This is a genomic window from Mucilaginibacter sp., assembly GCF_028288185.1.
Taxonomy (GTDB): Bacteria; Bacteroidota; Bacteroidia; order Sphingobacteriales; family Sphingobacteriaceae; genus Mucilaginibacter.
This window is the reverse complement of the sequence record NZ_JAQBOF010000007.1, coordinates 1-25996: the sequence shown is the minus strand read 5'-3', so window position 1 is coordinate 25996 and position 25996 is coordinate 1. Positions and strand designations below refer to the sequence as shown.

20 protein-coding genes are annotated in these 25996 nt (G+C 41.4%); 15 read left to right on the top strand and 5 right to left on the bottom strand.

What is annotated here, in order from left to right; genetic code table 11:
* The first annotated feature begins 24 nt into the window (after positions 1-24).
* From JWQ34_RS02325 to JWQ34_RS02315, 3 genes are read left to right on the top strand one after another with little or no spacing between them, the layout of a single operon-like run.
* On the top strand, positions 25-495 hold the full coding sequence (locus tag JWQ34_RS02325) for an SPOR domain-containing protein (protein ID WP_299353326.1): 471 nt from the start codon (positions 25-27) through the stop codon (positions 493-495).
* Complete coding sequence (locus JWQ34_RS02320; RefSeq protein ID WP_299353324.1) at positions 488-1672, top strand: amidohydrolase; 1185 nt, start codon at positions 488-490, stop codon at positions 1670-1672. The genes JWQ34_RS02325 and JWQ34_RS02320 overlap by 8 nt, the downstream gene beginning before the upstream one ends.
* A gap of 44 nt (positions 1673-1716) precedes the next feature.
* Positions 1717-2637, top strand: coding sequence for a hypothetical protein (locus tag JWQ34_RS02315; RefSeq protein WP_367278584.1), 921 nt, complete (start codon positions 1717-1719; stop codon positions 2635-2637).
* 128 nt (positions 2638-2765) lie between these two features.
* Here the strand turns inward: JWQ34_RS02315 and JWQ34_RS02310 are convergent, their stop codons facing one another.
* The gene (locus tag JWQ34_RS02310; protein ID WP_299353322.1) at positions 2766-6029 is read right to left on the bottom strand and encodes a S41 family peptidase; all 3264 of its coding nucleotides are present in this window, start codon (positions 6027-6029) and stop codon (positions 2766-2768) included.
* A 227-nt stretch (positions 6030-6256) separates the two neighbouring features.
* Positions 6257-7693 carry an asparagine--tRNA ligase gene (gene asnS, locus JWQ34_RS02305; RefSeq protein ID WP_299353319.1) on the bottom strand — a complete coding sequence of 479 codons (1437 nt, stop codon included), beginning with the start codon at positions 7691-7693 and terminating at the stop codon, positions 6257-6259.
* 186 nt (positions 7694-7879) lie between these two features.
* Here asnS and JWQ34_RS02300 point away from each other — a divergent pair, with 186 nt between their 5' ends.
* The 5 genes from JWQ34_RS02300 to JWQ34_RS02280 all read left to right on the top strand — a co-directional run bounded on the left by JWQ34_RS02300 (position 7880) and on the right by JWQ34_RS02280 (position 13512).
* Positions 7880-8737 (top strand): DMT family transporter, encoded by an 858-nt coding sequence (locus tag JWQ34_RS02300; protein WP_299353317.1) that lies wholly within the window; start codon positions 7880-7882, stop codon positions 8735-8737.
* Positions 8738-9054: 317 nt separating this feature from the next.
* The gene (gene dnaG, locus JWQ34_RS02295) at positions 9055-10977 is read left to right on the top strand and encodes a DNA primase (RefSeq protein WP_299353315.1); all 1923 of its coding nucleotides are present in this window, start codon (positions 9055-9057) and stop codon (positions 10975-10977) included.
* Positions 10977-11351 (top strand): YraN family protein, encoded by a 375-nt coding sequence (locus tag JWQ34_RS02290; protein WP_299353313.1) that lies wholly within the window; start codon positions 10977-10979, stop codon positions 11349-11351. Before dnaG ends, JWQ34_RS02290 begins: the two co-directional genes overlap by 1 nt.
* The gene (locus JWQ34_RS02285) at positions 11348-12424 is read left to right on the top strand and encodes a glutaminyl-peptide cyclotransferase (RefSeq protein ID WP_299353311.1); all 1077 of its coding nucleotides are present in this window, start codon (positions 11348-11350) and stop codon (positions 12422-12424) included. The genes JWQ34_RS02290 and JWQ34_RS02285 overlap by 4 nt, the downstream gene beginning before the upstream one ends.
* Before the next feature lie 17 nt (positions 12425-12441).
* Complete coding sequence (locus tag JWQ34_RS02280) at positions 12442-13512, top strand: glutaminyl-peptide cyclotransferase (RefSeq protein ID WP_299353309.1); 1071 nt, start codon at positions 12442-12444, stop codon at positions 13510-13512.
* A 70-nt stretch (positions 13513-13582) separates the two neighbouring features.
* Here the strand turns inward: JWQ34_RS02280 and pgi are convergent, their stop codons facing one another.
* On the bottom strand, positions 13583-15229 hold the full coding sequence (pgi, locus tag JWQ34_RS02275) for a glucose-6-phosphate isomerase (protein ID WP_299353307.1): 1647 nt from the start codon (positions 15227-15229) through the stop codon (positions 13583-13585).
* 255 nt (positions 15230-15484) lie between these two features.
* Between pgi and JWQ34_RS02270 the strand changes: the two genes are divergently transcribed.
* The 6 genes from JWQ34_RS02270 (at position 15485) to JWQ34_RS02245 (ending at position 20512) form a co-directional block, all read left to right on the top strand.
* Positions 15485-15919: a hypothetical protein gene (locus tag JWQ34_RS02270; RefSeq protein ID WP_299353304.1), complete on the top strand. Its 435-nt coding sequence runs from the start codon at positions 15485-15487 to the stop codon at positions 15917-15919.
* Between the two features lie 174 nt (positions 15920-16093).
* Positions 16094-16810 (top strand): hypothetical protein, encoded by a 717-nt coding sequence (locus JWQ34_RS02265; protein WP_299353302.1) that lies wholly within the window; start codon positions 16094-16096, stop codon positions 16808-16810.
* Between the two features lie 104 nt (positions 16811-16914).
* Positions 16915-18007, top strand: a protein-coding gene (prfB, locus tag JWQ34_RS02260; protein ID WP_299353300.1) for a peptide chain release factor 2 whose coding sequence is annotated in 2 segments (ribosomal slippage) — positions 16915-16974 and positions 16976-18007 — 1092 coding nt in all. Because the reading frame shifts where the segments join, the coding sequence is not laid out codon by codon here.
* 83 nt (positions 18008-18090) lie between these two features.
* Positions 18091-18996, top strand: a complete 906-nt coding sequence (locus JWQ34_RS02255; protein ID WP_299353298.1) for an alpha/beta hydrolase — start codon at positions 18091-18093, stop codon at positions 18994-18996.
* A 33-nt stretch (positions 18997-19029) separates the two neighbouring features.
* Positions 19030-19935: an alpha/beta hydrolase gene (locus JWQ34_RS02250; RefSeq protein ID WP_299353296.1), complete on the top strand. Its 906-nt coding sequence runs from the start codon at positions 19030-19032 to the stop codon at positions 19933-19935.
* Between the two features lie 103 nt (positions 19936-20038).
* Positions 20039-20512, top strand: coding sequence for a universal stress protein (locus JWQ34_RS02245; RefSeq protein ID WP_299353294.1), 474 nt, complete (start codon positions 20039-20041; stop codon positions 20510-20512).
* A gap of 131 nt (positions 20513-20643) precedes the next feature.
* On the opposite strand, the gene JWQ34_RS02240 is transcribed toward JWQ34_RS02245, so the two are convergent.
* Complete coding sequence (locus JWQ34_RS02240; protein WP_299353293.1) at positions 20644-21933, bottom strand: HAD-IB family phosphatase; 1290 nt, start codon at positions 21931-21933, stop codon at positions 20644-20646.
* 198 nt (positions 21934-22131) lie between these two features.
* On the opposite strand from JWQ34_RS02240, the gene JWQ34_RS02235 reads away from it, so the two are divergent.
* Positions 22132-22833, top strand: a complete 702-nt coding sequence (locus JWQ34_RS02235) for a DUF4136 domain-containing protein (RefSeq protein WP_299353291.1) — start codon at positions 22132-22134, stop codon at positions 22831-22833.
* 71 nt (positions 22834-22904) lie between these two features.
* Here JWQ34_RS02235 and JWQ34_RS02230 read toward each other — a convergent pair.
* Positions 22905-25996 (bottom strand): hypothetical protein (locus JWQ34_RS02230; protein WP_299353288.1); only part of this gene is annotated, 3092 nt, incomplete at its 5' end.

The window sequence follows — 25996 nt, the reverse complement described above, 5'->3', positions numbered from 1 at the left end:
AGGAGAGGGCTTTGAAAAAAAAGCATGAAAAACGCACCCGATTATAAAGCAATTTTTAGCAATATAGCCGGGTGCATTTTTTTTATAACTATTTTTGTACCGGTAACAGCACAGGCGCAAACCCGCGGCACGGTCGAGGTTATAAAAGATGCACGGATAGATACTTTAGCAGCCAGGCGCTCTACTTTAAAAGGGAGTGGTGGTGTGGCAGTAACGGCTACTTATTCAACATTAGGCTATGGCTACCGGGTGCAGATATACAACGGCACAAGCCGTAAAGAAGCTTATGATGTGCAGGAGCGGTTTGTAAACCAACATCCGGGTATGCGTACTTATATTACTTATAACGAGCCGGATTTTAAAGTACGGGCAGGCGATTTCAGATCGCGCCTGGAGGCCGAAAAACTAATGCAGGAATTACGAGGTAAGTTTACAAGCCTTTTTATAATTGAAGGCAAAATAAATCCGCCTAAAATAAACACAGGAAATGATTAAACAGCAGATACAGCAACTTTCTAAAAACCTTTTTAACGAAGTGGTAGGCAATCGCCGCCATATACATACGCATCCGGAGCTTTCATTTCATGAAGTAGAAACATCTGCGTTTGTTGCTAAAAAATTAGACGAGCTGGGTATCGGCTGGGAACGCATGGCTGATAATGGTTTGGTGGCCCTGATAACAGGCGAGAAGCCGTCTGACAAGGTAGTTGCCTTGCGTGCCGATATGGATGCACTGCCTATTACCGAGGCTAATGATGTTCCATACAAATCGCAAAACATGGGTGTGATGCATGCTTGCGGCCATGATGTGCATACCTCATCCCTGTTAGGTACCGCAAAAATATTGACCGAATTAAGGAGCGAGTTTGGTGGCACTGTTAAACTGATATTTCAACCTGCCGAAGAAAAACTACCCGGTGGAGCAAGCCTGATGATAAAAGAAGGCGTATTGGAAAATCCAAAGCCTGATGCAGTACTAGGCCAACACGTAATGCCTTTAATTGATGCCGGTAAATTTGGTTTCCGCTCGGGCAAATACATGGCCTCTACAGACGAATTATATGTTACCGTAAAAGGCAAAGGCGGCCATGGCGCGCAGCCACAACAAAACATTGATCCGGTAATTATTACCGCGCATATATTAATAGCCCTACAGCAAATTGTTAGCCGCATGGCCGACCCTAAAAATCCAACTGTACTGTCATTTGGTAAAGTAATAGCTAATGGCGCAACCAATGTTATCCCTAACGAGGTTAAGCTGGAAGGTACCTTTAGAGCGCTTGATGAAGAGTGGCGCGCAGAGGCCCATATCAAAATGAAAAAAATGGCCGAAGGTATTGCCGAAAGTATGGGTGGAAGCTGCGAGTTTAATATTATGAAAGGCTATCCATTCCTGATAAACGAACCCAAATTAACCGAGGCCACACGCGCGCATGCCGAAGATTATTTAGGCAAAGAAAACGTGCTGGACCTGGATATATGGATGGCTGCCGAAGATTTTGCCTACTATTCGCAGGTATCTGATGCTTGTTTTTATCGTATGGGTACACGTAACGAAAGCCGTGGTATCACATCAGCCGTACACACCCCCACTTTTGATATAGAAGAAACTGCTTTGGAGCAAAGTATTGGCCTAATGGCTTATTTGGCTATTAAACAATTGGGTAATTAGATAGATAGTTAGTAGTCCATGGTCTATAGACCGTAGATGGAATAATGATGAAAAGAATCTTACTGTCTTTCTGCCTTTTGCTTTCGGCTTTTAGCTTGAAGGCACAGCATAGGTTTAACCCGGATACACTATTAACCGTTGTTATTGATTCGCCGATAAATATCCGGTCGCACCGCTTAAACGCGCAGGATTTTATTGATGCCGTATTAGCCGATACCGGTTTTTATAAAGCTTTCCGTAACATGAAACGCTATGGCTTCACTGCCGAAAACAATATTTACACTTATGATAAGAATAATAAAGTAGACGGCGAGATACACCGAATTGTAAAACACAACATAGTAGGAGGCAGGCATAAAACCGAATACCTGTTAAAGCAGGACAAAGGCAATGTTTATAAAAAGAATGGCAAGTATGAGCTGTATACTGTTGAAATGTTCGACTATATTTTTAACAACGCCTATAATTCTGAATTTTCTGCGAGCGATCCGCTGGCCGGGGCAGGTAAGAATGGAACGTATAAAGACAAGCTAAAAACACTGATATTCTCTCCGGGACGCAAAGTTACCGGTATCCCATTTTTGAGTGGTAAAACAGAGATCTTTGGCCGCGATATGAAGCAGTTTTACAGCTATGAGTTTGCGCGTGGTAAATATCTGGACTCTATACCCGTTTATCGTTTTAAGGTGATAAAAAAGCCGAGCATAGCCGATGGCGATGTAATGATAAGAGAGCTGACTACCATTTTTGATACACGCACCTTTAAAATATTGGGCCGTTATGTTGATATGAAATACAGTAACATTTTCTTTGATTTTGATGTGAAGATGAACATTGAATTGATCCCATATAATGGCGAATTGCTCCCAGCCAAAATAAGTTACCAGGGCAACTGGAACGTACCTTTCCATAAAGTAGAGCGCGCTAGTTTTCTAATCTTTCAACGGGATTATCATCATAATTAAAAAAGGCCCTCGCTCATACTTCGACGGAGCTCAGTATGACAGCCCTCGCGCTCTTCCTCCCCAAAAAAAGCCCCACACCGTTACCGGGCAGGGCTTAATTCGTTATATATTGCGTTAGGGAATTTCTATTACTTACCTATTTCTTTCAGCATTTCTTTTACGGCAGCTTCCAGTTGTTGGTCCTCGCCGGTAAGCTCCTGATTGTAATCGTTATTAACTTTAATATCCGGTTCTAACTGATGATTTTCGGTAGCGTGGGTTTCATTAGTCCCCCAGCTTGATATCATCGGTATACCAAAAATTATAGAGTTGTCTATCTGGTTTTCCCACCATACCGCGGTGCCTGTACCTGCAACCGGCATACCTATTAATTTACCTATGCCCAATTCTTTATAAGCATACGGGAACATAAACGCGTCAGAGTAATTACCCTCGCTCATTAATACGCAGCTTGGTTTATCCCATTTGTTGGCAGATTCGCCTCCATTGGCTACATGCCCTTGCGGCCTGAAAGAGAAATAGTGCTTGCCACCTAAAAAGGTAACCAAATCATCATGCAGCCAGCCGCCGCCGTTAAAACGGGTATCAACAATTAATGCTTTTTTATTAAGATTTTTACCTAAAACCTTATCAAAAGCGGTGCGATAACTTTCTTCGTTCATTTCTGCTATATGCACATACCCAACTTCGCCATGCGATAGGCTGTCCGTTAAATGCTCCATTTTGCGTACCCAACGGTTGTATAACATGCCATTTTCTGCACCAACGGTTATTGGTTTAACAGTTTCATTATAGGTTTGATTAGTTGCCGGATCATGGAAAGTGATAAGTGTAAATTTGCCGGTTTTATTATTTAATAGTTTGGCCCAATCATCATCGGCAGTAATGGCTGTGCCATCAATTTTGTCAATAATATAACCTCTTTTCATTTTGGTTTTAGCAATACTAAACGGACTACCGGTTATAATGTCCTTAACCATCAAACCATCATTGGTTCTTGTGTAATCATAAATTAAACCTAAAGCGGCCGTACGCTCACCATCAGGGAAACTAACGGCATAAATACCGCCTGTATGTGATGCATTTAACTCGCCCAGCAATTCGCTCAATAATACCTGGAAATCATAATTATTACTTACGTACGGTAAAAATTTAACATAGTTATCATGGTAATAGGTCCAATCAACGCCTTGCAGGTTAGGGTCAAACAATTTCTTTTTAACCTGTTTCCAGATATGCTCATAGATGTAGGCTCTTTCGGCAGATGCATTTAGGGTAAAAGTGGTACTGATAGGCACAGGTGTAACCTTACCATCGTCAACTCCTATACGCATAATACCACCGCCTGATAGTAAAAATAATGCCTTACCATCATTGCTCATTTCCAGCGATCCGCCGCCCGCGTTTATTTCGGCCAGCACCCTGGTTTCTCTTGTGCGGGTTGTTAGTACCCATAGGTTATACCCTTTATCAAACCGGGCTAGGTAATATAGCTTTTCACCATCTTTTGATAGTTTGGCATCGCCTATACGTGACGAAGTTAAGGTTAAACGCACGGTACGATCCTCCAAATTTTCCAGGTTAGGTAAAAACTCAGGTATAGCAGGCGGCGTTATTTTTTTCTTTTCGGCTTTAGCCACGCTATCCGCTTTTGCTATCGCTTTTTTGATATCGACTGAATCTCTTTTATCTATCTCTGTTTTAATAGCAAGGTCCTCTTTGCTTAGTTGGAATTTATCCCAGGTAGCCTGGTCAAAAAACATGGCGTAAACATCGCCTTGTCCGCCGCGAGTAAGGTTTTTCATACCTTGCTTGTCGCTTGTCCAGTACATCATTTTATCGCCCATGCCAAACTGCGGGTTGTTATCGTCAAAACCACTTTGGGTTAGGTTGACGCGTGCTTTCGAGCCATCGGCTTTAATTAATACCACCTCACTGCTGCCTAATGCGTTACCCTCGGTAGATTGTGCTAAGATATACTTACTATCTGCCGACCAAACAAAATTTTGATCGCCATCGGCATAAGAGAAGTTTACGCCTTCCGGTAATATAGCGACAGATTTTTTTGTGGCGATATCATAAACCTTAATCACATTACGCTCTTCCAGGTAAGCTATTTTTTTGCCGTTCGGCGATGGGATAGGCTGAAACTCATCCTTATCGGTAGCAATTACAGGCTCGGTAATTAGGGTAGTAGCCGCATAAAAATAGGGCTCGCTTTTGTTGGCGATAGATACTTTGTAAATATCCCATGATTGCTCATTCTCTACCGAATAGATAATACTTCTCCCGTCCGAACTGAATTTGATCATGCGCTCCTGGTTAGGGGTGTTGGTTATTCTTTTTACCAAACCACCTTCGGCTGATGCGGCGAATATTTCGCCGCGATACACAAATGCTATTTCTTTACCATCGGGCGCCACGGCCATTTCGCTGGCACCACCTCTAACAGCTATATTTTGGGTTTGATCGCCATTAAAATCAGCATTGATATTAATGGTTACCTTTTGTGGTTTCTGGCCTTCTTTTAATGTGTAGATATCGCCGTTTTGAGTGAAGGCGAATGTGCCGTTGTCTGCTCGTGACAGGTTACGTACCGGGTTTTTATCAAACGTAGTTAACTGGGTTACTTTGCTTGCATCAGCCTCGGTCGAGCGGAAAAGGTTTTGGTTGCCATTGCGCTCGCTTAAATAATAAAAGGTACTGCCGTTGCCCCAAAGTGGTTCGCGGTCCTCGCCTTTATAATCTGATACTTTGGTGTAACCATCCGTTTTAGTATTGTAGATCCATATATCGCGCGTTACGCTTGAGGTATGGTGCTTACGATAAGGGTTTTCATAACCTTTACTATCCTGAAAAATAAATTTATCACCTGCTTTATTAAAGTGTACAAACTCTGTACCTGCCGAGTTTACCATAAAACTACGGCCACCTTTAGCTGCTACTTTATATAATTTGATAAAGTAACCATCTTCGGGGAAACGCACCGAACTGGCAACATCATGCCTGCGGCTACCAAAATAAATGGTTTTATCATCACCCGAAAACTCGTTAGGGATATCTTTGCCCGAATCAAACGTTAGCCTTTTAGCTACACCACCGTCTGACGGCATGGTATAAACATCAAAATTACCGTAGCGGTCTGACGCGAAAGCGATAGTTTTACCATCATGGCTCCAAACAGGGTAGCCGTTGTATGAGCTATTGATAGTTAGCGGTATAGCGGCACCGCCGGTTGAGGCTACTTTAAAGATATTGCCTTTATATTCAAAAGCTATCCAGTTACCATCTGGGGAAATTGAGGGTTGCTGCATCCACAAAGCATGGCTTTGGGCAAATACCCGGCATGCAGCTATGCCGATTAGTAAAATAATCAGGGAGAATTTTTTCATGATAAGTTAATTTCGAGGGACAATATAGGGAAAGTGGGGCTAATTAGCAATAAGCGAAGAACAACTTAAACTACACGTCATTGCGAGGAACGAAGCAATCTCTGCAACAGACAGTCAATATCCTTAATATAATTTGGCGATAGCCAGCACGACAATTGAGGACGTTGATTAGCAACCATAGAGATTGCTTCGTTCCTCGCAATGACGTGTTTGTTTTAAATCAGCGATTAAAATTCTGCGTTTTTAGGGAACCTTGGGAAAGGGATCACATCCCTGATATTACCCATACCGGTAACAAACAGCACCAAACGCTCAAAGCCTAAGCCGAAGCCCGCATGCGGGCATGAGCCGAAACGGCGTGTGTCAAGGTACCACCAAAGCTCGTCTTTAGGTATGCTCATTTCGTCCATACGTGTTTCCAGTTTATCCAAACGCTCCTCGCGTTGGCTTCCGCCTACAATTTCACCAATGCCGGGGAATAATATATCCATAGCGGCAACGGTTTTGCCGTCATCATTTTGGCGCATGTAGAATGATTTGATCTCTCTTGGATAGTCGGTCAATATAACAGGCTTCTTAAAGTGCTTCTCTACCAAATAACGCTCATGTTCTGACTGCAGATCGGTACCCCAGCCTTCAACCGGGTATTGAAACTTCTTCTTTTTATTAGGGGTCGATTCTTTTAATATCTCTATGGCTTCGGTATAAGTTAAGCGTTCAAAATCATTACTAAGGCAAAATTGTAGCTTTTCGGTGAGCGTCATTTCTGAGCGTTCGTTTTGTGGTTTTTGCTTTTCTTCTTCTAACAAACGTTGGGTTAAAAACTCAATATCGTCTTTGTTTTTATCCAGCGCGTAAGCTATAACATATTTCAACAACGCTTCGGCGGTGTCCATGTTATCTGTAATATCGGCAAAAGCCATTTCCGGCTCTATCATCCAAAACTCGGCCAGGTGGCGGGTTGTGTTCGAGTTTTCGGCACGGAACGTAGGACCGAAAGTATATATATCGCTTAAAGCCATAGCACCTAGCTCGCCTTCCAGCTGCCCGGAAACGGTTAGGTTAGTGGCACGGCCAAAAAAATCTTGTTTATAATCAACCTCGCCGGTATCTGTACGTGGCGTATTAGCCAGGTCGAAGTTGGTAACATGGAAAGTTTCGCCCGCGCCTTCCGCATCGCTGGCGGTAATGATTGGCGTATGCAGGTAAACAAACCCTTTATCCTGGAAAAACTGGTGTACTGCGAATGCCAGGCTGTTACGCACCCTGAATATAGCGCCAAACGTATTGGTACGGAAACGCAAGTGAGCGTGCTCCCTTAAAAACTCCAAACTATGTTTTTTAGGCTGGATAGGATATTTTTCAGGATCGCTATCACCTAATATCTCAACCGTATGTGCGATAACTTCTACAGTTTGCCCCTTGCCTTGTGAGGCAATGAGTTTACCAAATATGCTGATGGCAGCGCCTACGGTAATACGTTTTAAAAGGGCAGGATCTGTGTTTTCAAAATCAACAACTATTTGTACGTTATTATTGGTCGAGCCATCATTTAAAGCAATGAAACGGTTTTGACGGAAGGCGCGTACCCACCCTTTAACGGTTACATCAATATCGGTTGTTGTGCTTTCTAATAATGCTTTGATCTTTATACGCTGGCTCATTGTTGTATGATAATATTTTAAGAGCGGCTAAATTACGATTATTTGATTTAATGTTACTTAGTAATTCTTCAAAAAAGGGTGTCATGCTGAGGCTCTCGAAGCATGTGGGTGGGCCTTTACGCTCATCCTTCGACGGGGCTCAGGATGACACCCATCTCTCTTGTCAAAATTAACTAAGTTTATCGCATGAATCCCAAACTAAGCCTTGCTATAGGCATTGTCTGCATATCCTTTTCGCCCATATTTGTAAAGCTGGCTGATGCATCGCCTATAATTTGCGCGTTTTATAGAATCTTTTTTGCCTGGATATGTTTGTTGCCTTATTGCCTTTATAAAGGCAACCTTAAAATGCAACGTAAGGATTTGGTCCTGGCCTTGGTTGGCGGCTTGGTTTTCGCTTCAGATATTGCAGTTTGGAACCTGTCGCTTAAAATTATCAGTGCAACCGTATCCACTTTACTGGCTAACCTGGCGCCGGTTTGGGTGGGGCTATTAAGTTATCTATTGTTTAAAAAAAGATCGGGCGGTTTGTTTTGGATAGGTACGTTTATAGCTATTGCAGGTATGGTGGTATTGGTTGGGGTATCAAACCTGATCCATCTAAAATTAAATATTGGTATTGTGTATGCTGTCGCGGCTAGTTTACTTTATTCCATTTATATCCTCATCACCAAAGATATTTTAAAGCGGATAAGCACCATTCCGTTTATGTTTTATAATATGTTGGCGGCCGGTGTTTTTTTGTTGATATTGAGTATGGTTTTAGGTAACGACCTGTTCCATTATAATTTAAAAACATGGGGCAGTTTGGCTGCCATGGGCATAATATGCCAACTCACCGGTTGGATCACTATTAACTACGCCATCAGTCATTTGGAGTCAACCAAAGTAGCCATTACGTTACTTAGCCAAACTGTTGTTACCTGCCTATTGGCGATGTTTATATTGAATGAAAGCCTGGAGTTAAAAGAGATTATTGGCAGTGTGGTTGTATTGGCGGGGATAGCAATTACTTTTTTAAAGCCGAAGACTGGTATAGCATGATTACATAGCGATGGGTTTGAAACCCATCGCTATAAATATATATGATATTTTTGGTGACGCTAAATTGTCAGTTTTCAGGCACCTCAAAACTTACCTAAAAGTCATAAAAATTGTGCCAAACTGTATCATGAAACTGATTTTAGAAAATCAATTGTCTAATTATCAAAACATTACAAAATCAAATGTGCCAAAGTGTATCAACGGGACACATTCACGTGGTACACCTCACCTATGCCTTGAGCTTTAAATAAAATGCGTAAATTAACCGTTCTTATTTACGGCAATGGATAATTGCCCTACATTTGCATTTTTAACACATGATCTTAAAATCAACTATCGACCGTATAATGGAAGCCACAGATATTGTGGAGGTGATAGGCGAGTTTGTGCAGTTAAAAAAGCGCGGTGCCAACTACGTGGGCCTGTCGCCGTTTGCTAATGAGCGTACACCATCGTTCACGGTATCGCCGGCTAAAGGTATCTTTAAAGATTTTTCATCGGGCAAGGGCGGCAGTGCAGTCACTTTTTTAATGGAACTGGAAAAGTTTACCTATCCCGAAGCCCTGAAATGGCTGGCCAAAAAATACAGTATCGAAGTTGAAGAAACAGTAGATGCACCCGAAGATCGCGAAGCAGATAACCGCCGCGAAAGCCTGATGATCGTATCATCATACGCGGCAAAATTCTTCCACGAAAGCTTGCTGGATACAGATGAAGGCAAAGCCATAGGCCTAAGCTATTTTAAAGAACGCGGTTTTAGTACCGAAACTATAAAAAAATTCGAACTGGGTTACTCGCCCGACCAATGGGAAGCCTTTACCGGCCAGGCCCTTAAAGAGGGCTACCTGGAAGAGTTTTTAACAGATAGCGGTCTGTCTGTCAAACGCGATAACGGATCGCTTTATGACCGTTATAGGGGCCGTGTGATGTTCCCGATACATAGTTTTACGGGCAGGGTTATCGCCTTTGGTGGACGAACGCTTAAAAGCGATAAGAACGTACCCAAATATGTAAACTCGCCCGAGTCGGAGATCTACCATAAATCCAGCGTGCTTTATGGGTTGCACTTCGCCAAAAAAACTATACGGGAAGAGGATAACTGTTATTTGGTAGAAGGTTATGCCGATGTAATATCGGTGCACCAGGCCGGGATTGAGAATGTGGTGGCCTCATCGGGTACTTCATTAACTGTCGAGCAGATCAGGCTGATAGGCCGCCTAACCAAAAATATCACCATATTATATGATGGAGACGCGGCAGGTATAAAAGCATCGCTGCGCGGATTAGATATGATATTGGAAGAAGGGCTAAACGTAAAAGTGGTGCTTTTCCCGGATGGCCATGATCCTGATTCGTACGTGCGATTAGTAGGCACCAACGGCTTTAAAAAACATATAGAGGATAACAAGAAGGATTTCATCCTATACAAAACCACACTGCTGCTTAAAGAGGTTGGTAATGATCCCATAAAAAAGTCAGAAGTAATACGGGATATAGTTGAGAGTATAGCCAAGATACCCGATTCGATCAAAGCATCAGTATTTATAAAAGAGTGCAGCAGTATATTACAGATAGATGAACGCGCGCTCCTGTCCGAACTCAACAAAATGCGCCAGGCAAAAGCGAAAAAAGATTCGCAACAGCCAAACGGCCGAATGGTAACTCCGGTAGAGGAATATCCGCTGGATGAACCTGTTCAGGAAGAGCGTAAAGAAACCTCGTCCCAAGAAAAAGAAATTGTGCGCCTGCTGTTGCTTTACGGCAATAAAATGATTGATTGGGATGGTATTGCCAATACCTATATTGGCCCGTTTATGATTGCCGAGTTAAACGATGTGGAGTTTGAGCACCCGGCCAGTAAAGCCTTTATAGAGATATACAGTAAAGAAGTAGAGAACGGCGTATTACCCGAAGAGCAGCATTTTATCCATTACCCCGATAAGGACATTGTCGACCTGGTGGTTACACTAATTGCCACCAAATACACGTTAAGTGAAAACTGGTATGAGATGCATAAAATATTGACAAGCGATGAACAGGCCAATATGAAGGCAACTATATTAGGCGCTATATTTCACTTAAAAATGCATAAGGTTGGCAAAATGTTAGACAACTTGCGTAAAGAACTACAAAACGCGGTAACAGACGAGGATCAGGATATACTGCTTACCCAATACATGCGCATGAAAAAGGTAGAGAAAACGATCTCTGATTATTTAGGATCGGTTATAATAAAGTAATGGCGCAGCATAATGATTTGGGCCGATACGGCGAAAACCTGGCAAAAGCGCACCTGGAAGCGACTGGTTATGAGGTATTGGATGTAAACTGGAGGCACGGAAAAGCCGAGATAGATCTTATTGCATATAAAGACAAGGTTATTATATTTGCCGAGGTAAAAACCCGCTCAGGCAATGGTTTTGGTGAGCCCGAGGATTTTGTAGATATCCGCAAGCAAAAGCTACTGGCCGGTGCTGCAGACGAATACATATATGTGAAAGATCACCAGGGCGAAGTGCGGTTTGATATTATTGCCATTTTAGTTAAAAACGAAACCAATTATAAGTTAAACCATATTGAGGATGCCTTTTGGCCATCAGCTGATAAATTATGAAGAATAGATCAATACTACTTATTACTGCCATAGCGGCCCTTGCTTTTAGTTGTAAACCGAAAGACGAAGCTGTAACCTTTACCATAAGTCCGTCTGTAAACTATGGCGAGCAGAATGGAAAGCCGGTTAATACCCATGTGAGTTACCCGGCATCATACAGACCCGACTCGATCGCTTATTTTTTAGATGGGGTATACGTTGGGTCAAAAAAAGACTCATCGGCAGTTATTATTAAAACCGATACTTTGCGTTGCGGCTCAAGGGTTATTACCGCAAATGTATACAAAGGCGGCAAAAGTCAGGTTGTAACAACTAATATTATCATAATGCCAACCCGGATGCCAACGCGATATAGGTTCAAGTTGATCAAAAAATTCCCGCATGATACAACCGCCTTTACCGAGGGTTTGTCGTACCTGGATGGGTACTTGTATGAAAGTACCGGTGGCCTGGGCCATTCAGAGATCAGGAAGGTAGAGCTGGAAACTGGTAAGGTAGTACAGCGCCAAAAACTGGACGATAAATATACCGGCACCGGTAGTGCTGTTATTGGTGATAAAATTGTAATGTTTACCCAAAAAGATAAAGCAGGTTTTGTATTTGATAAAAATACACTTAAACAGGTTAAGCAATTTAATTATGTGGATAGTGTGGCTTGGGGAGCGACAACCGATGGCAAAAAGATCTACGTAGGTAATAGCGCTAACCGGATATGGCTTTTAGACCCTAATGATTATCACAAAACCGGCTCCATTGAAATTTATGATCATGAAGCCCCGGTAAACCAGATCGGTGAGTTGGAATATATTGATGGTAAAATATATGCCAATATATTTGATTACGATACTATGTTAATAATTAACGGTAAAACCGGCGCGGTAGAGAAAGCAATTAGTTTTATGGAGCTTTGGCCCGGTAAAGAACGCCCTGCGAAATTTGAGGGCGACAAAAACGTATTTAACGGCATAGCCTGGGATGCAAAAGGCAAACGCCTTTTTGTAACCGGTAAAAAATGGCCATTTGTATACCAAGTTGAATTGGTAAAGGCTACAATGGAAGAGACACAACACTAAGGCCAAAATCACTATCAATGATCAGCAAAAAGATAAATATACTTATACTAAGTGCTGCTGTTACCTTGAGTATGTTTGGTTGTCATACCAATACGAAACATGAAGGCGACATCACCATTACACCTGACGCCGGAACGTCCTATAAAACCGGCGACAAAGTAACCGTAAAAGTGAACTATGGTGATTTAAAACCGGATTCAATTGCTTATCTGATTGATTCGGTAAGAGTAGGTTCAGGTAAAGGTTCGGCGGGATTTTTTGTTAAAACGGATAGCCTTCCAATGGGTCCCAGAACAATCACGGTTAAAGTTTACAGTGGTGGCAAAAGCCAGGAGATCTCAACCAATATAGTGCTGCTGCCGGCAAAAGCTCCGGAAGAGTTTACCTATAAGGTAATTAAAAAATTTCCGCATGATACCAGCGCCTATACCGAGGGATTTTTGTACAAGGATGGTTATTTGTATGAAACTACTGGTACTGCGGGCCAGTCAGACCTTAGAAAAGTAGACCTGCAAACCGGCAAGGTTGTACAGCGGCAAAAACTTGATGCCAAATACTTTGGCGAGGGCAGCGCCATTATTGGCGACAAGATAGTAATGTTTACTTATAGAGACAAGATAGGTTTTGTGTTTGATAAAAACACCTTTAAACTACTAAGTACTTTTAACAACAATGTAGGCATTGAAGGCTGGGGTGTAACTTTTGATGGTAATAAAATGTACCTGGATGATAGCACCAACCGGATTTGGTTTTTGGATAAGAATGATTACCATCAAACCGGCTTTATTGATGTTTATGATAATAAGGGCCCAATAAACATGGTAAACGAGCTGGAATATATTGATGGTAAACTATACTCAAACGTTTATACAACAGATACCATTTTGGTTATCAACCCCAAAACTGGTGCCGTGCTGCAACGCGCAAACATGGCAAACCTTTGGCCCCAATCACAACGCCCGGCAAATTTTGATAACTCAAACAATGTATTAAACGGCATAGCCTGGGATGCTAAGGGCAAACGCCTTTTTGTAACCGGCAAAAAATGGCCGTACGTTTACCAGGTTGAGTTTGTTAAGAAGAAATAGTTAGCAGTTTTTAGTTGGCAGTTTGCAAAATAAACTCCTGCAAACTGTTAACTAAAAACTGCCAACTGGCTTACCGCCAAGCCTTATACTGATTGATCAACCCATTAGTTGATGAATCATGCGAAGCGATTTTATCATTGGTTCTTAACTCCGGTAATATTTTACCGGCCAGTTGTTTGCCTAGTTCAACACCCCATTGGTCAAAACTGTAAATGTTCCAGATAATGCCCTGTACAAATATCTTATGCTCATACATAGCTATTAACGATCCTAAGCTGCGCGGCGTAATTTTCTTAACCAGTATAGAGTTGGTGGGGCGATTGCCTTCAAACTCTTTAAATGGCGCCAGTTCCTCAATTTCTTCTGCCGATTTACCGGATGCTTTTAATTCAGCAACCACCTCATCATAACTTTTGCCATTCATCAGCGCCTCTGTTTGCGCGAAAAAGTTAGATAGCAACATAGTATGGTGTTCGCCCAGCGGATTATGTGATTGTGCAGGAGCGATAAAATCGCAAGGAATTAATTTGGTGCCCTGGTGGATCAGTTGATAGAATGCGTGTTGACCGTTAGTGCCCGGCTCACCCCAAATAATAGGCCCGGTTTGATATTCAACATGTTTGCCATTGCGGTCGACATGCTTACCATTACTCTCCATATCGCCTTGTTGAAAATAGGCTGCGAAACGATGCATATATTGATCGTATGGTAAAATGGCATTGGTTTCGGCATCAAAGAAGTTATTGTACCAAATGCCGACTAAAGCCAGTATAGTAGGTAAATTTTCAGACGGCTCGGCAGTTTTAAAGTGATTATCCATGGCATGGGCACCGGCCAAAAGCTCGGTAAAATTATCAAAGCCAATGCTTAAAGAAATAGACAGACCAATAGCACTCCATAAAGAGTAACGGCCACCTACCCAATCCCAAAACTCGAACATGTTTTTAGTGTCGATACCAAATTTGCCAACACCATCAGCATTAGTTGATAATGCCGCGAAGTGTTTGGCAACATCCTCATCCTTGCTACCGCTGTTAATAAACCAATCGCGGGCGCTATGGGCATTAGTCATAGTCTCTTGCGTGGTAAATGTTTTTGATGCGATGAGGAATAAAGTAGTTTCGGGATTTAATCCTGTTAAAGTTTCTACAATATGTGTACCGTCAACGTTTGATACAAAATGCAGGTTTAAATGGTTTTTGTATGATTTCAACGCTTCGGTAACCATTACCGGTCCCAGGTCAGATCCGCCGATACCAATGTTTACCACATCGGTAATGGCTTTGCCGGTATAGCCCTTCCATGAACCGGAGATGATAGCATTGCTAAATTCTTTCATGTGTTGTAATACACTATTAACATCAGGCATTACGTCTTTACCGTCAACATAAATTGGAGTATTGCTTTGGTTGCGCAATGCGATGTGCAACACCGGGCGACCCTCGGTTGCGTTAATTATTTCGCCGCTGAACATAGCGCTTATTGCATCATTTAGCCTACACTCTTTAGCCAACTGTAGCAATAAAGCTATAGTTTGGTCTGTAATGCGGTTTTTTGAATAATCCAGCAGAATTTCTTCAAACTGAACAGAAAACTTAGCAAAGCGCTCATTATCAGAATCAAATAATCCTTTAAGGCTTTGCGATACTACGTCGATATAATGATCGGTTAAGTATTTATACGATTGGGTGGTGGTAAAATCAATATTTGGCAGCATAATTGGTTATATTTTGTAAGCAAAAATAGAATTTAATATTTAGGTGCATATTAAATTTTAAACTAAGTGACGCAGGTGTTATTTCAACACAATTATAAATAGGTTTGTTTTTATTTCATTGAATTGTAATATTTTTAATGATTAAACAAATTTAGTATCATATTTAAAATTATTATTTAATATATTTGAACACTTGATAAATAAATCAATTATTTATCGTCATTTTGATAATCAGAATTTAAATGTACTTGTATTATGTTTGAAAAACTTTTTATGCTTGTTAAAAATAACGCCGGGATGGCTGTTATTGACAACCCTGTAATTCCGGTAAAATACCATGAAGCGGTGATTAATGAAGCATCAAGCTCCATCATTGAGGTATTAAAGGGCCAGATGGAAAGCGGTAAGCTAAAAGATATGATCAAATATTTTCAGTTCCCGGGTATATATAATAACCCGCTAATTACTAGCACTGTTAATAAGTTTGCTAACAAACTGAATAACTATTACGGCATTGAGCCGGTTGCAGCTTTGCAAGTTGCTAAAGAGTTGATTCCGCCGGTTATGCAGGAAATAATACAACAATCAAAAAATGAGCAGGATACTGATTTTAGTTTAGGCAAGTTATTGGCTATGCTTAGCGGAAACAACAATATGAACACATTGCTTAGCCAGTTGGCTGTAGCTTAAAATATTCCATCTATCTATGAAGAGCCTGTTTGCTATTGCGGACAGGCTTTTTTATTAGAGTTTAAACTGTAGGCCTCCAAAACTTCTTTTAAATAAAACAAATCAATAGTAAGTAATTTCTCCTTGTAACGTTTGCAGATTGCTATTGATTGCAAAAAATATTACTTTTAGCTTATGTTAAAAGAGTATAAAAATGAACTGTTCCAGACGCTATTAACACACGAAATTGGAATTGATAATTTAGAAATCAATGAGAATTTCAAGGCTATTTTTCCGAGTTTATCAGGTTCTTATGTTAATGGTTTGAAGGTTTCATACAAACCTATGCCAAAGATGCAATTTGTCTTTCTTGAGCGACCAGACAGTTTTGAGTTGTTTAATATAGCTTCGGTAAAATTCACGCCAGCATTAGAATTAAAGCTGAACCAACCATCCAATCTTCATAATTTTAGGCAAGGTCTTGAAGAATTTAAGCTTTGGCTTGTTAAAGATCTAAAAGGATACATTAGAGAAGTTAATGAAATTGATCTATGGTCTACTTATTTGCAAAGAAAAAACGCGAATGATATTACAACCATTAATTACGCCGACCAAAGTAATTTTAGTAAAGAAGAAACTGAAAGCATCAAAATCGCTTTATCCGAGTTGAAAGTATTGATTAACGAACGTTATACAAAAAACGATGTACAACAACAAATAGTTGCACATCACATAAAGTATTTAACAGAACGGGTTGAGGCGTTAAGTAAGACTGATTACAAAGGCGTTTTAATAAACACTTTTATAAGCATATGTATAGCCCTTTCTTTAGATTCTCAAAAAGGAGCTGAACTTATGCAGCTTATTATACAAGTTTTCCAGTTTTCACCTGGACTGCTACATGCTAATTAAAAATAGTTTTGCCCCCCCGCACTTATCTGTACTAATTGTATCAACTAGCATTGTTTTAATTACCAATAGATTTCAAACCCATCGCTATTTTATATATTTGCCTCATGACTAAAGAACAGATCCAGGATTTAAGGGATAGATTAATTTCCCTGAGGAGGCATCTTTGACATCGACAAGAAGCTTGATGCATTAAAAATAGAACAGGACATAACTGTAGGCCCCCATTTTTGGGACCATCCAAAGGAAGCCGAAAAGGTTTTAGCATCCATCAAAACAAAAAAAGTTTGGACAGACGAGTATCAGAAAGTAGCATCGGTTATTGATGATACCGGCGTTATGTTTGATTTTTTTAAGAGTGGTGATGCTACTGAAGCCGAAATGCTGGAACAATATAACGAGGCCATAAAAGTGGTTGAAGAGCTTGAATTTAAAAACATGCTATCAGCCGAAGAGGACCAGTTTAACGCCGTGCTACAAATAACAGCAGGAGCCGGCGGTACAGAGAGCTGCGACTGGGCCGGCATGTTGATGCGTATGTATATTATGTGGGGCGAAAAGAATGGTTACAAGGTATCCGAGCAGGATTTCCAGGAGGGAGAGTCGGCAGGTGTTAAAACTGTAACCTTACAGTTGGAAGGCGATTTTGCCTACGGCTATTTAAAAGGCGAGAACGGCGTACACCGTTTAGTGCGGATCTCACCGTTTGATTCGAACGCCAAGCGCCATACATCCTTTGCTTCGGTATACGTTTACCCTTTGGTTGATGATACTATTGAGATAGATGTTAACCCTGCGGATATTGAGTTTGAAACTTTCCGATCAGGCGGTGCAGGTGGGCAAAACGTAAACAAGGTAGAGACCGCGGTGCGTTTATATCACAAACCATCAGGCATTATTATCAAAAACCAGGAGTCGCGCTCGCAATTGCAGAATAAAGATAACGCTATCCGCTTACTGAAATCGCAATTGTACGAGATCGAGATGCGCAAGCGCCAGGAAGCCAGTAATAAAATTGAAGGCAATAAAAAGAAAATAGAGTGGGGGTCGCAGATACGCAACTATGTATTGCATCCTTATAAACTGGTTAAAGATCTGCGTACAGATCATGAAACATCGAACGCAGCAGCGGTACTTGATGGTGACTTGAACGATTTCCTGAAAGCATACCTAATGGAATTTGGCGGGCCGAATGGTTAATATTAACAAAATACTTACTAAGTTTTTAAAACTTCGTAAGTCTTTCTCTCCGAAAAGGTTTATTATTGTATAAACCTTTTATTATGAAACCCGTATTTACAACTTTGCTGTTAATGGCTATGGTAACTATATCTTATGCCCAAGGCACCGCGCCTGCAATTCCGTTATATCCAGATGGCGTAATCAATTCAAAGCCCACGCCCGCAACTTACGTTGAAGCAACAAGTGCGGATATGCATATATCAAAAGTAAGCATTCCAACTATAACTCCGTTTTTCCCGGAGAAGGGCAAAGCAAACGGATCGGCCGTAATTATTTGCCCTGGTGGAGGCTACAGTATATTAGCTGCCGGGCACGAGGGTTATGCGGTTGCGCAAGAATTTAACAAGATCGGCATAACCGCGTTTGTATTAAAATATCGCCTGCCAAGCGATCAGATAATGGTTGACAAAGCCATTGGTCCGTTACAGGACGCGCAAACCGCTATTATGCTGGTACGTAAAAACGCGGCCGAGTGGGGTATTAACCCGTCAAAGATTGGCATATTGGGATTTTCTGCAGGCGGCCACCTGGCGGCAACTGCCGAGACCCATTTTAATAAACCGGTAATTGATAATAAAGGCATTAGCGTTCGCCCTGATTTTGCATTGCTGCTATATGCGGTTATAACTTTTGGCGATCAGGCTCATAAAGGATCGCGCGAAAATTTAATAGGGAAAAACCCTTCGCCCGAATTAGTTGAGCTTTACAGTAATGAAAAACAGGTTACTGCAGATACACCACCCACCTTTTTAGTACAGGCTGGCGATGACGGTGCCGTACCTGTACAAAACTCTATAATGATGTACGAGGCTTTGCTAAAAAACAAAGTAAAAACCGAGTTGCATCTTTTCCAGGCCGGCGGGCATGGCTTTGGCTTGCATAACCCCAAAAGCCGCGAGCTTTGGTTTACCTGGTGTGCAAGCTGGTTAAACGCCAACGGATTTTAATAAACATATATCAACTCCAAAAAGTATAAACTAATGAAAAAACTAATTTTTATTGCGTTAACATTTATCGCGACTATACCATTAACTCATGCTCAGGATGTTAAACAAATTCCATTATATCCCGATGGTGTGCCTAACTCAAAACCTACGCCGGCAACTTATGTAGAGAATGATGCTAATGGTTGGGCGCGTACAGTAAGCATACCAACGCTGTTACCATACCCTGCAGATAAAGCCATTGCCACAGGCACCGCCATTGTTATTTGTCCGGGTGGTGGTTATTCGGGCCTATCAATGGAGAATGAGGGCATAAGCATTGCCAAAGCCTTTAACCAGATCGGTGTTACCGCTTTCATTTTAAAATACCGTTTACCAAGCGATCTGATCATGATTGATAAAACCATCGGCCCGTTACAGGATGCTCAAGCTGCTATACAATTGATACGTAGTCGTGCTGCCGATTGGGGTATTAATCCGGCTAAGATTGGTATTATAGGCTTCTCGGCGGGTGGACATTTGGCATCAACTGCCGAAACTCATTTTAATAAAGTGGTAATAGATAATAAAGCCAATGTTAGTGTACGCCCTGATTTTGCTATTTTAATGTACCCGGTTATAACCTTTAGCGATAAGACACACCAGGGATCAAAAGATAATTTAATAGGTAAAACTCCATCGCAAGATATGGTTGACCTGTACAGCAACGAAAAACAAGTTACTGCCGATACCCCACCTACATTTATTGTAATGGCCGAGGATGACCGTACAGTACCTATTGAAAACGCGCTATTGTTTTACAGCGCTATGATCAAAGCCAAAGTAAAAGGTGAGCTGCACGTGTACCAGGCAGGCGGCCATGGCTTTGGCATCAATAACAAAACCAGTAAAGAGAAATGGTTTGACTGGTGCAAAAGCTGGATGAATAATAATGGGTTTTAAACATAATATAATAGCCTGCCCTTAATCAAATCATGGAGGAAAATTTAGGGCTCAAACATATCGCCGCTAGTTTGTTTATATAATACACTAACCTACATAAATCATGCTGATCAAGAAAGTACTCATCGGGATAGACAACAGTAAATTTGCCGAACACGCCGCTAAATACGGTTTTGATATCGCCCATAAATTTAAAGCCCATGTAGGTTTGGTGCATATTGTTGAACCGGTTATAATGCCATATAACAACTCCGGCGACCCATTGATGGGCTCATCAGATATGACAGTGGCAGATATAGATATAATTAATATACAAAACAACGCATCAAAGGCTATTATTGATGCTACAATAAAGAAGTTTGGCGATGGCCTGGACGTAACTCATTTTAGCGAGTTTGGCGATACCGCCGATGGTATAATTAATTGCAGTAAAGAATTTGGTGCAGATATGATAGTTATTGGCACCCACAGCCGTACAGGTATTGATCGCTTGTTAATGGGTAGCATTGCCGAGCATGTAGTGCGTCACTCAGAAGTGCCGGTGTTGGTAGTGCCGATGGTAGAAGTTGGTTCATAGCTAATAGTCCATAGACTATGGCCCATAGTCGATAGATTTGGGCAGCACTAATTGAGCAATGAACTATAGGTTACTAACCACAAGCCATGGATTAATTAAAAAACCATGGACTATGGACCATCGACTATGGCCTAATAAAGCAACCTAAACTTAATAGTATGCTCAATAGCCTTTAGCTGATCCAATACTTCGGTATCATAACCGGTATTAACATCGGTTATTACATAACCTATTTGCTCGTTGGTAACCAAAAACTCTGCAACTATGTTAATGTTATGGCGGGCAAATACATCATTTATCTTGGCCAATATCCCCGGTACGTTTTTGTGGATGTGTATCAGGCGGTGCGCGTTGCTAATTCGCGGTGGTTGCAGATCAGGGAAATTGCAGCTGGTATGGGTTTTACCCTCGTTCATAAAAGCAATTACGCGTTTGGGTAAAAAATCATCGTTACGCGGGTTATGTTTGGGGTCATCAAAAACAATAATGCCATTTTCGCAAGCCGCTTCTCCCAGTTTACGGTTAGCTTTACCAAAACAACCTATAACTTTAAGTCGGCCGGCATTTTGTACCTGCTCGGGGGTTGGTTGGTTGTCCTCGTCGCAAAGCAATACGCCTGCTTCATCCAGATACTTTTCTTCAATGCTATCACGCTGGCGTATGTTATAACCCTCTTTTTGCATTTGGGTTAGTACATCTTCCTCAATATTACCAATCACCAAACATTTTATGCGGTTTTTTGGGTATGATATAGCCCGTGGCAATTTGTTGATATATAAAAACTCATCAAAACTTGGCGTTATATGGTCTGCTCTTTCGGCTACCGATTTACGTTCAATGTTTTCTGTAAAGGCAAAGAATTTTTTGATCATGCCCGATTCTTTTAGTTGGAAATCAGAGTAGCCATCACCAATACCATAAATATCACCTTCCAATTTAAGCTCTTTTAACAGTTTTACTTTACCACCTTCCTGCGATAACGGGTTCTCGCGGTCATAGCCTGTTATATTACCATCCTCATCAAACTCAAAAGTATTGGCGTAGATGTTTTCTTTTTTAATATGATACTCGGTAACTACAGGTATAATAAATTCCTTAAATCCACCCGATACAATCAATACTTCGTCCTGGTGGTTTTTAAAAAATATGGTATTGCGCGAAAATGAAGTGGAAACTTTTTTCTTTAAATGTGTGATAAGCAGTTTTAAATGATCGCGGTTAGCTTGTAACAGTTTAACACGAGCCTCCAAACTTTGGCTAAATGATAGTTTGCCTTCCATAGAAGCATTGGTCAGGTCCTCTATCTGCTGGTATATTTTTTCCCTGTCGGGATGATTTTTTAGGGATATGCGGGCAAGTTCGTCTAGTGCCTCAACCTGTGTAAATGTACTATCGAAATCTATTATAAAATACTGGCTCATGCTGCTTAATAAACAAATATATCCTCCCGTAAGCTAGCGGTACCATCGGGCTAGCAAATGTGCAATTTTTGATTGGCTTTTTTAGTTTATGAATGTAAGATTTGACAAAAAATATAAGTTCAAAAAAACTTAATTTAGTGTTAAACCTTTTTTAGGTTGCTTGTCTAATAAAAATATAAAAGAAGGGGATAATTAGCCATGAGAAGATCAATTTATGCAGTACTGGTAGGTTTATTCATTTCAGGCTTATCAGCCTGTACCAGTTATGATTATTATGTTGCGGGTTTAAACCGCACAAATTTAAGCCGGTACCGTACTTTTGCCTGGATGCCGACGGGCCGAAATAATAGTAAAGCAACTACCAATATGGCTGCCGATGCAAAGATAAAAGACGCGGCAACGGCATCATTAGTAACTAAAGGTTTAACACTAAACCAGCGCGACCCCGATCTGATTGTAAGTTACTCGAGCGTAGTAGGTAAAGGCACCCGTACTTATTACTATCCTAATTATTATGGCGGTATGTATCCGGGCTTTGGTTTTGGCTATGGTGGTTTTGGTGGCTGGGGTGGTTGGTATCGCCCGTATTATTATGCTTATGGCGCGCCATTTATGTATGATGGTTATAACCAGGGGACAGAGCATTACAAAGAAGGTACTTTAATTATTGATTTGATTGACAGGCGCAGCCGTCAGATAGTTTGGCGTGGCTTTGGGGTTGGCGAAGTACATCATAATCAACAAAAAAATATTGACGATCTGCCTGAAGTAGTTGCGGGCGTTTTAGATCAGTTAAGTTTAGCTCCATCATCAGCTGCACCGGCTGGTGGCCGTAACGATGGAAGAGTGCCAAGGGGCAGACGAGGTTTTGTTTCGCCTGTATCTACTAAGTCTATATAAAATTTATAATAGAAAGCCCTGCCAGTTTAAAAAATCTGGCAGGGCTTTTTTGTATGATAATTTATGATCTGTTATAGTTTAATAAAGGTAGCGCGTCCAACTAAACTATTGTCTTTACTGCTGGTAACGTTTACAAAATAAGTGCCCGGCAATAAATTTGCCACCTCATAAAGCCATATTGGGAGCGTTGTAGTAGCAGTTTTTATTACAATACCCATATTGTTGGTAACGATTATTTTATAGTTTGCCGGTTTGTCGCTCTTAGGTTTTATAACCACACCCAAAATATACTTTACAGGATTAGGATAAACACTTACGGCATTATTATTACCAGCTATAGGTATTATTGGTGGAGTATAGGCAAATGACAAAACAGCCGAATAACTAACGCTGCCAGTTACATCAACTTGTTTTAAACGATACAGGTTTATACCTGTTACCGGGTTTGGATCAAGGTCATTATAAGTGCCCAAATTAGCCGATGTTAAACTATCCAGGTTTGTAAAAGTATGGCCGCCGTCTATACTGCGTTGTAATACATAGGTGGTATAATTTTCTTCATTTTCGGACGTCCAGGTTAATTTTATCTGTTTAGTATCCTGCACACCGGTAAAGCTTAATAAATGAACCGCTTTTAAAGCATTTAAACGAATCACCACTTTAAACCGATTTGCACCATAAGTAGCAGTATCGGTTTTAATATTAAAGGTATAAGTTGGGTTATGCTTAATATCCAGCGAATCTTTGGTGTAATTATCCTTTAACCAAACATCGTAAATATTAAAAGCCGTACTTATTTCGGTTAAATTTAATTTATAAGTGCCAAATGCAGCTGTTAATACATTTAATGGGATAGTTTGAACTCCTTTGGGCAAAGGCAAAAAATTTATAGCCATAGCCTTGTTATCGCTTGAAAAGCTTGATAAACTAACGGTGCCATTTCCTAGTCTATAAGGAGCATCCTCATCTATAACATATTTAGTGCTGGCATTGGCGGCGAAGCCCAGATAAATGTCTTCTTTATGAACAGAATCTTTTGCTAACTGCAAACGCAGGTGCGTATGTTCAACAGAAGGAGTCGATGCGTTTAAAGACAAGGGAGACGGCTGGTTAGGAACTTTAGCGTCCTCATAAAAAGTTAACTGGGCCCCTGGGGCATTGGCGTGTACAAAAAAGCCCTGCCCGCTTGCTATATAACGTGAGCCACTATTTGTACTTCCGCCATTTAAATAAGTTGCATAACCTTGTGTAGTAGGGTCAACAGTATATATAGTTGCATCAAGGTTAGTGCCTAAAATACCTGTAGCTCCTGCTGTTGTATGGAAAGTATTCCAATCAATAGTGCTTGGATACGGATTGCCCACTAAGTTATAACCAACAACATTTGTCCTTGGGTCAGTAGGGGGGCCGATGCTGGCGGCGGTATATGATAAATTAGTTGTGCCGGTTACCCATGATGTAACAGTAATTGGGCCCTGGTTTAATACGCCCGAACTGGTGAACATCAAACTATTTGGAACCGCTGATGTGCTGGTGCCAGTATTACCCCTATAAAAATACAATAAACCGTTACCAACCCCCAGGTTATGACTTCCATCCCCGGTAATGCCTATTGAATAAGAAGGAGTAGTATTATTTATTTTTTCAATACCCCGATAGTTACCACTGGTAAATGAAGCATTGCTTGGTGTTGCGCTTTCCCGATATAAAAACATGCTGGGGTTACCGGTTACATCAAATCCGCCGCCGGTTCCGGTAGCTGCGCTTATGTAACTGCCTGTGCCACCAGCACCTCCGCCTATTAAATAACCTAAGCTATAATAGCCGCCTGACCCCGGGTCTTGAACTGGCGATGATAGTAAACGATAACCCCGGTAAATAATATTGCCACCCGTTATATATCTTTGTATGCTTATAGTAGACGGACTACCGGTAATACTGGTGTTCGGTGGTAAAGTGGCCACGGAAGCCGTACTCGTAGCGTTCGAACTAAGCGTAAGTAAGGCAATACCGGGATTAAATATGGTGTTGCCTATAGTTGATAAGGTGATAACACCGCTGCTAGCTATGATAAATTTACCTGCACCCACTAAAGTTTTGGTGCCGCTTACACTGATGTTTAAATTATTAAATGTAACAGGTGTTGTAGTATTTAAATTAGTTATGCTTTGAGCGCCTGCACCGCTAAACGTCACAGATCCGGCACTGGCAGTAAATGTTGCCGGGGCGGCATTATTAGTAAATACAGATGCAGATACCAATGGAAACACTATTGTACCCCCTGTCTGGGTAACTGTACCAGAATTGGTAAACGTATTGTTAAAAGTAACTGTTCCCGGCCCAAACTGGTTTAAATTGGCTGTAGCTCCGTTTGTAAATGTGGCGGTAAACGTAGCTGTTCCACCTCTAAAAGTAAGTACGCTGGTAGCGGCGGCATTGGTAACTGTATTTGAAAATGTTATACCGCCTGTATTGGTAGCGGTTTGGTTAACTAAACCGCTATTGCCTAAAGTAGTGGTAAAGGTCATGGTACCGCCGACCGTGTTGTCCTGTGTAATGGTGCCGCCCGAACTATTGGTTACCGCCAGTGCGAACGTCATAACACTGCCGGTGACTGTGCTGGCCTGTGAAATAGTGCCGCCCGAATTATTGGCGACCGTACTACTAAAGGTTAGCGGACCGGCATCTACCTGGTTAATTAAACCGGCATTAACCGGGGCAGCCGTAAACTGCATGAGTCCTGATGGTCCGTTTTGCGTTATAACACCGCCCGAGTTATTGGTTACTATCCCCGTAAATGTTATACCTCCTGTACCCGTTTGCTGAACCAGGCCGGTATTGCTTAAGGTAGTATTAAATGTTATAAGGCCCGATCCACCTTCGGTAATAGTACCACCTGAGTTATTGGTAACCCCCGCCGAAAAAAGCATAACCCCCGAGGAGCCTTCGGTAATGTTACCGCCGGAGTTATTGGTAGCCCCTGCGGTAAAGGTTAGCGGGCCGGCATTGGTCTGATTAATTAAACCGCCGTTAACTGGAGCAAGCGTAAACTGCATGAGTCCGGATGCGCCGTTTTGCGTTATAACACCGCCCGAATTATTGGTGACTATCCCTGAAAATGTTATACCGCCCGTACCTGTTTGTTTAACCAAACCGGTATTAT